Consider the following 6949-nt stretch of genomic DNA (forward strand, 5'->3'; position numbering starts at 1 on the left):
ATCGAATGCTCCGCGAAAACACGGGCAAAACTAGGTGCACCCGGTTCCATGGGATTCACATTGTTATCAAGGTAGTATTGTTGTTGCTGGATGCGAAGCTGCAGCTCGCTTTTCCACTCGTCTGAAATACCGCTGCTTGTGATCCGGTTCTGTGTATCAATGATTTGCTGCTGCAATGTCGTCCGCCAATCAACATCCCCAAATCGCTCTAGCCTTCTTTCAATTTCCCTGTATTGAGAATATGTAAAAAGCGCGACAAGCACCGCGATGATCCCCGCAACGATAAGGATTCTTTTTTTGCGGACGATTTTCAACATCTCATTCCTGACGAGGTTAATCAATCGTCTCACCCCCAGTCAGTTCAAGGAAAAGGTCTTCAAGTGCAGGCAATTTTCTGTTCATTTCATTTACCCGGACTCCCTTTTCCACCAGCATCTGGTTCCATATAGCACTTTCATTTTCTAAATAAGGAGTAACCAAAGCTCCATCTGCTCCATCCGAAACCGTCGTCACTCCACCCAGAATCTCTTTCGCAGTATCACGCGGTTCGGCATGCCAGATGACTTTTTCCTGGAGTGCCAAAAGATTTTCAACATAGTCAACTTTAATGACCGAACCTTTAGAAATGATCGCAACCCGGTCACACATCAGCTGTATTTCGCTGAGCAAATGGCTCGATACCAACACAGTCAATCCTTCTTCTTCGGCCAAATAACGAATGAAATTCCGCATCTCCCTTATCCCCATCGGATCCAGTCCGTTTGTCGGCTCGTCCAAAATCAGGACCTTTGGCTTTCCCAGCAAAGCCTGAGCAATCCCAAGACGCTGCCGCATCCCAAGCGAATACGTACTGACACGATCATGAATCCGTTCATCCAATCGCACAAGTTCCACCACATAATTCATATGCCCCCGGTCCACTTCAGGCAGCATCCTCGCAAAATGCTCGAGATTTTCCCATCCCGTCAAATACGAATACAGCTCGGGATTTTCAACAATACAGCCCATTTGCGACATTGCCTTCGTAAAATTCTTCCTGACATTGTAGCCGCCGATTTCGATTGTGCCTGAACTAGGTTTGATCAAACCTACCAGCATCCTGATGGTCGTAGTTTTACCAGCGCCGTTTGGACCAAGAAAGCCAAACACTTCGCCTCTTTTTAAATCAAAGTCAATGCCTTTGATGATCTCTTTTTTACCAATCGTCTTTTTCAGTCCTTTAACAGAAAGCGTAATCTCACTCATCGTTCTCCCCCCTTACCATGTAATCAATGAAGCGACCCGTTCAGCGATCAGCCTGTAGCCTTCAGCGTTAGGGTGGAATTTATCTGTGTACAAATAATCGTTTACACTAAGCTGGAATAAGTCAAATGTCGGCACATAAACCGCCTTTTCATTCTGGTCAAGCAGCTGATTCGCATCATAATTCCAATCTCGAACGATTTTTGTTGTCAGCTCGGAATCATTCAGATCAATGAACGGATTATACAGGCCAATATGAAAAACAACAGCCGAGTCGTTCATAGTCCTCACTTCTTTTAAAATGGCTTCCAGGTTTTTCAAATAACTTTCCTTCGCCTGAGCGATTTTCTGCTCATCCATTTGCAAAAATGTTTGGCCGCTCTGGAACAAGTCATTGCCGCCTATCGTAATGAGGATGTAGTCAGCACTCTGGATCTTCCTCTGGATTTCCCCTTGCTTCAGCTGGTCTAATAGCTGGTTTGAACGGTAACCTTTAACACCGAAGTTATGTATTGTGATTTTTTCTTTAGATTTCTCTTCAAGCTCATCAACAAGATAACCGATATAGCCTTTTCCTGTATCATCCCCGGTTCCACGAGTCAGCGAATCTCCAAGAGCCACAACCACCTTACCATCTTTTTCGGTTAATACATCTTCAATTGGCTTAGCCTGCTCAATTGCTCCAGACGCCCCGTTGCTGAAAAATTGATTCTGAATCGTCCATCCAAGACCGAACAGCATTAATATTAATGAGAGCACTGAAAAAATCAGTGTTAACCTAACCGAATACTTTTTCACCTGACCACCCTCGTTCCACTAATTGGTAAGCTTTATTTTATAATAACTTCGAACGGAATAAAAATGATAATACTGTGGCGATGTGCTGGATTATCGTAAGAATTTCGCAAACTTACCCTATAAACGCAAAAAAGCGCGCAGCTTTATATGCTGTACGCGCTTTTAGATGGCAAATGCATGTTTTCCGATTGTTTTAACGACATCTCTAGTAAAGATCCACTGGCTTGTCGCAGTCTCTGGATTATAGAAGTAAAGACTATCAATATTATTTTCATTTTCAAGGGCATCTTCAACTGCTTTGATTGCTTCTTCACCTGCCGGTTTATTGATCGCACCATTCTGGACCGGCTGGAATGCATTTCTTTGATAAATGACTTCTTTTACTGTATCAGGAAATTGTTCGTGCTCTACTCGGTTAAGGACCACTTCGGCAACGGCAACCTTGCCTTCATAAGGCTCACCTTTTGCTTCCGCATGGACCAGGCGGGCAAGAAGCCTTACTTCTTCTTCTTTAATGAAGCGTTTATCAGTGACCGAAGACTCCTTCGTATCAACATCAACTTTCTTCGTTTTCAATGTTTCCGCATCTTGATTGCTCTTCGTCGTTTCGGCAAAGACTGTATATGAACCAATCACTAAAGTAAGGATGGCAACTAACATAATAATTTTTTTCATTGTAAACCTCCTGTTTTTGTTTATTAGACTGAACAGGCCCTATATTAGGCTAACAGGTTTACAATCATAGCACACTAGTGAATCATTGGGTTAATTTTAAACTTCATACCAGCTTGGGTAAAAACTGTATATATTATTACGTAATAATGCTCATTCGTAATCTTTGTTACAAATTTAACATCAAAAAGTGTCTCCATTTATAAAGCAAAAATCAATTTGTTATCGAAAAAAGTGCACTCAAATTTCTAAGTGTGTGAATTCTCGCTGTCAGGATAAACAAGTCTGAATGATAATGTTCAACATAATCATCAATGATCCGCAGACCTTTCAAAAACCGCTCCACCAATAATAATGTGTATTTTTCATCCCACTCAAACATATTGATTCTCGCAAGCTCCTCAGCGAGCTGATAAAACTTATACTCCTCCACCCAGAGCTTGACTTGATACAGCTTATCATGGTTCAAAATCAATCCAGACTTACTTTTATAACATTTCTGGACAAAATCCGCAAAACCCTTGATGTTTTCCGCCAGCAGGTTGGCTTTTTGCATCTCAATATTCACTCTCACCAACTCCTTCTATAACACAAATATGTTTTAGACAGGAATTTTACAACTTCAATGCCACCATTTGGATATTTATGTTAAAATTAAGAAAACCACTAGGGGCTACTCTTTATGAAGTCAAATTTTCAAAGGAGAAAAATCCAACAGAAATATCGGGAAGAAGTTGGCAAGAAAACCGAAAAAGATCGCTTTTCTATATTGATCAATATTATTTCTCTTGTTGTTATTGTGGTTTTTATTTTAAATCTGTATATTGACTGGTTATAAACGAAAGGAGAAATGAACATGCTTTGGTTAGCACTGTTTTCCCCGTTAATTGTATTGGTTCCCCTTGCTTTTTATATGGATAGAAAAAAAGGAACCGGTGACCCGAAACTTGATTCTGAAAATCACCGAATTGAACAAGACCAGGCCCTGCACGACAAGTCTTTCATTTTTCCAGGCGGAAATGGTCCATCTGATAGCCAATAAGTCTTAAGCAAGCAAAAAAGCATCGTAATCGATGCTTTTTCAGTCTATATATTCAGCCATTTTCTTAAGCAACTCATCAGAATTCTCTGCAGTTACAAAATCGCCATTGACCATTGCATATGGAGACATCCTGCAGTCCTTGCACCTGCTCTGGCATTCGAATTCCTTATGCTCTACATTTTTCCGGCTTAAGAATTGATTATAGGCAGCATAATTTTCTTCCTGTAAAAACTGCTCCAAATTCCGCTGGCAGAATTCAATCTTTGCTTTCTTTTGTTTGGAAAAAAGCTTCTGGATCATATTCATTATGAAACTTCCTTTACTGAAAAAGTCCGCTCTAAAAAGCGATCCAAAACCATGTTGCCAAAAGGAATGAACGCAACTGCAAATGCACTAACTGCCCATAAAAACGACCATCTAACCTTTAATGTCGTATATATAATCATAAGCACATATAAAACAAATAAAAAACCGTGCAAAGAACCTACGAACCGAACAGCCTCTGGAAAACCAGCCCAATACTTAAGCGGCATCCCAATGAACACCAGGATCAACAACGATCCACCCTCAAACAAACCCATTAAACGAAACCGGCTGATAGCTGTATTTTGCATACTTAACACCTACTTCCTAACCAAGAAATTATAACATTTTTTAAGAGTAACTAAAAATACTAAAATCTAGCACATAGCAGACCGACTATAATAGAAAGGGGGGAATAAACATGATTATCCAAGAGCGGGAAAGTGAATTTGTGATGGTTGCCCAGCATGACCATGCCATGGTTTCGCGGGACGCAGCACAATGTTGGAGAGATGAATATTTTCCCGGAATAGACAAGAAAGATTCGGTAGTTCTCGCTGTACGGGAACACGACAGATGCTGGATTGAACCAGACGAGGAACCTTTATGGAATGAACAAACTCAGCAGCCCTACTCCTTTATGGATTATCCGGGACGGCCGAAGCTTGCCTTTTATACAAAAGGAATCGACGCAATCGTCCAAATGGATCCATACGCCGGCCTCCTGTGCAGCCTTCACTACGCATCATTCCTGAAAGATGCAACAAGCACGATCGGGAAGAATTTTTGGATCGCGGAAAAACAAAGACAGCAGAAGTTGCTAAAGGAATTAGGAATCGAAAAAGTCGAGTTGTTATCTTTCCATTTAAATCTATTAAAATTCTGCGATAATTTGTCATTGTATATTTGCCTGAATGACCCCGGAACGCTAAAAGAACAAGAGCACTATTTTTACCGAGAAGGCTTTCCACAGAAATTTTCGTTCGCCAATAACCAACACATCCATGCAGAGTGGCTTGATCAAGAAACAGTGTCACTGTCAATTTCGCCCTCCAAGAAAAAACTCCATGTCAGACTGCCCTATAAAGCTGTTGATAAAAAACTCATCAAAGAAAATGGATTGGCTGCAGCTTATCAGGATAGTCCTGTCTGTTGGAGAGACGTTACATTTGTCTGAAAATCCGCCCGGAGAACATCGCTGAGCGGATTTTTTGTTACATCATCTAATCGATCTGTCAGGAGAATTTTAAACAAATGTAATGAAAACGCCCAAAAATTGAAATCTAACTATGGGATAATGACTACTTCACTATAAAGATTGAATAGGTGTTGGTGGTGTTAAAATGGAAGTAAGAAGAAAAGTGAGATGGCCACGAGTAATATTGGCCCTGATGATACTTGGAATCTTTATGGTTGGTCTGGTTACGATATTTCAGTACATAGAAGGAACTTATAAAGCAATAAACCAACCATTTAAAAAAGCTGAAGCAGATTCGTTTCAAGGAGAGAAGGTTGCTAAAGAGGAAGTGAACGTTCTTTTACTAGGAAGTGACTCACGCGGGGAAAAGAATGCCCGAACGGATACAATCATGGTCGCACATTACAACCCACAATCTAACAATGTAAAACTTATTTCACTAATGCGGGATATGTATGTCTCCATCCCTGGATATGGAAAGCAAAAATTAAATGCAGCCTATTCCCTTGGTGGAACTGAATTACTGAGGCAAACGATAAAAATCAATTTCGGGTTGAGCATCCATAATTATGCCATCGTTGATTTTAAAGGTTTTGAGAAAGCAGTAGACCTCCTCGTTCCTGAAGGAATAGAAGTAGACGTCCCCTATCAGATGTCAGAGGGTATTGGCATGACAATAGAGGAAGGCACACAACAACTGCATGGCAAAGAACTATTAGGATACGTCCGTTTCCGCCAGGATCGCCTAAGTGATTTCGGACGAGTCCAGCGACAGCAAGAAGTGATTTCCAAATTAAAAGACGAAGCTGTAAGTCTTAATAGCGTAACCAAGTTACCTGAAATGCTGGACCTTTTACATACTAACATTGATACAAATATCGACTCCCCCACACTTTTAGCCATCGGAAAAGACGTGTTGACTAATGCAGGCCGAGAAATGCAAACAATACGGATCCCGCAAGATGGAAGTTTTGAAAATACACGCCTAGACGGAATTGGTGAAGTGTTGGAAGTGGATTTTGATCAAAATAAGGATGCACTTGAAGATTTTTTGGAGAGTGATTCAAATTAGTCATCCTTTGAAAAATGCCTTGCTCTGTGTGGTGGGAGCAAGGCATTTAATTAGTCTATTAAAATCATTTCTTATAAACTTCGTTCACTAATGTATAGTTGGCGGGACTGTGTAAGAAGTATGTCCAAAGTCCGAAAACAACACCAATTTAAATGATAAATCCCTAACATTACATTTCCTCTAATTTATTTTTTTAATTTCTTTCACTTTGGCTCTTCCTGGCTTCGAACCGCTGATGCCACCGTCTATCGTTGCTCGGATTTTATCACCAAGTTGGTACTCTTCAATAGGAACTCCTTCTAATTCGGTAAAATCAAATATAAATGAATTCATGTCCATCTGCTTTATTTCGTCTTTCATCCATTCATAATCCAGCTTATTTAATTCTTCTCCAATTAACAGGCTGTTGTTCCTCCGTTCTAGCACATAGCCTTGAACGATTACTTCAGGTTTTTCCGTTTGTTTCTGCTCAGATTGCCCGATAATGTAATTTGCAATCTTTGTAAACTTCACCCCATCTTGGCTCTCGTCACAATCCTTCCAGCTAATTTCTCGCTTCCCTCCATTTATAAACACCTTTAAGTTGTACTTTATGGCGTTTGGGCGATTACATGATGCAATG

The 6949-nt window shown here is 40.5% G+C and carries 11 protein-coding genes and 1 pseudogene; 4 read left to right on the forward strand and 8 right to left on the reverse strand.

From position 1 onward, the window contains the following. From ACH0QE_RS15045 to ACH0QE_RS15065, 5 genes and pseudogenes are all read right to left on the reverse strand, one after another. Window positions 1-341, reverse strand: a pseudogene (locus ACH0QE_RS15045) (ABC transporter permease); the annotation flags it as partial. Continuing rightward, window positions 334-1245, reverse strand: coding sequence for an ABC transporter ATP-binding protein (locus ACH0QE_RS15050; protein WP_415801408.1), 912 nt, complete (start codon window positions 1243-1245; stop codon window positions 334-336). The pseudogene ACH0QE_RS15045 and the gene ACH0QE_RS15050, both read right to left, overlap by 8 nt. A 12-nt stretch (window positions 1246-1257) precedes the next feature. Then, on the reverse strand, window positions 1258-2040 hold the full coding sequence (locus ACH0QE_RS15055; protein ID WP_415801409.1) for an SGNH/GDSL hydrolase family protein: 783 nt from the start codon (window positions 2038-2040) through the stop codon (window positions 1258-1260). A gap of 162 nt (window positions 2041-2202) precedes the next feature. Beyond that, complete coding sequence (locus tag ACH0QE_RS15060) at window positions 2203-2715, reverse strand: cell wall hydrolase (protein WP_415801410.1); 513 nt, start codon at window positions 2713-2715, stop codon at window positions 2203-2205. Between the two features lie 211 nt (window positions 2716-2926). Continuing rightward, entirely contained in the window at window positions 2927-3280 is a 354-nt protein-coding gene (locus ACH0QE_RS15065; RefSeq protein ID WP_415801411.1) for a hypothetical protein, read from the reverse strand. Between the two features lie 114 nt (window positions 3281-3394). Here ACH0QE_RS15065 and ACH0QE_RS15070 point away from each other — a divergent pair, with 114 nt between their 5' ends. Both ACH0QE_RS15070 and ACH0QE_RS15075 read left to right on the forward strand, forming a co-directional pair. Next, window positions 3395-3550, forward strand: a complete 156-nt coding sequence (locus ACH0QE_RS15070) for a hypothetical protein (RefSeq protein WP_415801412.1) — start codon at window positions 3395-3397, stop codon at window positions 3548-3550. An 18-nt stretch (window positions 3551-3568) separates the two neighbouring features. Next, window positions 3569-3754 carry a hypothetical protein gene (locus ACH0QE_RS15075; protein ID WP_415801413.1) on the forward strand — a complete coding sequence of 62 codons (186 nt, stop codon included), beginning with the start codon at window positions 3569-3571 and terminating at the stop codon, window positions 3752-3754. A gap of 39 nt (window positions 3755-3793) precedes the next feature. Here ACH0QE_RS15075 and ACH0QE_RS15080 read toward each other — a convergent pair whose 3' ends face one another. Further along, entirely contained in the window at window positions 3794-4060 is a 267-nt protein-coding gene (locus ACH0QE_RS15080; protein WP_415801414.1) for a DUF1450 domain-containing protein, read from the reverse strand. Further along, entirely contained in the window at window positions 4060-4368 is a 309-nt protein-coding gene (locus ACH0QE_RS15085) for a DUF3817 domain-containing protein (protein WP_415801415.1), read from the reverse strand. The genes ACH0QE_RS15080 and ACH0QE_RS15085 overlap by 1 nt, the downstream gene beginning before the upstream one ends. A gap of 110 nt (window positions 4369-4478) precedes the next feature. Between ACH0QE_RS15085 and ACH0QE_RS15090 the strand changes: the two genes are divergently transcribed. Further along, window positions 4479-5234 carry a DUF3891 family protein gene (locus ACH0QE_RS15090; RefSeq protein ID WP_415801416.1) on the forward strand — a complete coding sequence of 252 codons (756 nt, stop codon included), beginning with the start codon at window positions 4479-4481 and terminating at the stop codon, window positions 5232-5234. Between the two features lie 166 nt (window positions 5235-5400). Further along, the gene (locus tag ACH0QE_RS15095; RefSeq protein WP_415801417.1) at window positions 5401-6327 is read left to right on the forward strand and encodes an LCP family protein; all 927 of its coding nucleotides are present in this window, start codon (window positions 5401-5403) and stop codon (window positions 6325-6327) included. Window positions 6328-6507: 180 nt separating this feature from the next. Here the strand turns inward: ACH0QE_RS15095 and ACH0QE_RS15100 are convergent. After that, window positions 6508-6949 (reverse strand): DUF3221 domain-containing protein (locus ACH0QE_RS15100; RefSeq protein ID WP_415801418.1); only part of this gene is annotated, 442 nt, incomplete at its 5' end.

Source organism: Mesobacillus sp. (assembly GCF_047739415.1).
Classification (GTDB): domain Bacteria; phylum Bacillota; class Bacilli; order Bacillales; family Cytobacillaceae; genus Mesobacillus.

Excerpts from the sequence above, each read along its gene's own strand:
- ACH0QE_RS15050 (WP_415801408.1), bottom strand. The coding sequence starts at position 1,245 with ATGAGTGAGATTACGCTTTCTGTTAAAGGACTGAAAAAGACGATTGGT.
- ACH0QE_RS15060 (WP_415801410.1), bottom strand. The coding sequence starts at position 2,715 with ATGAAAAAAATTATTATGTTAGTTGCCATCCTTACTTTAGTGATTGGT.
- ACH0QE_RS15070 (WP_415801412.1), top strand. The coding sequence starts at position 3,395 with ATGAAGTCAAATTTTCAAAGGAGAAAAATCCAACAGAAATATCGGGAA.
- ACH0QE_RS15075 (WP_415801413.1), top strand. The coding sequence starts at position 3,569 with ATGCTTTGGTTAGCACTGTTTTCCCCGTTAATTGTATTGGTTCCCCTT.
- ACH0QE_RS15080 (WP_415801414.1), bottom strand. The coding sequence starts at position 4,060 with ATGAATATGATCCAGAAGCTTTTTTCCAAACAAAAGAAAGCAAAGATT.
- ACH0QE_RS15085 (WP_415801415.1), bottom strand. The coding sequence starts at position 4,368 with ATGCAAAATACAGCTATCAGCCGGTTTCGTTTAATGGGTTTGTTTGAG.
- ACH0QE_RS15090 (WP_415801416.1), top strand. The coding sequence starts at position 4,479 with ATGATTATCCAAGAGCGGGAAAGTGAATTTGTGATGGTTGCCCAGCAT.
- ACH0QE_RS15095 (WP_415801417.1), top strand. The coding sequence starts at position 5,401 with ATGGAAGTAAGAAGAAAAGTGAGATGGCCACGAGTAATATTGGCCCTG.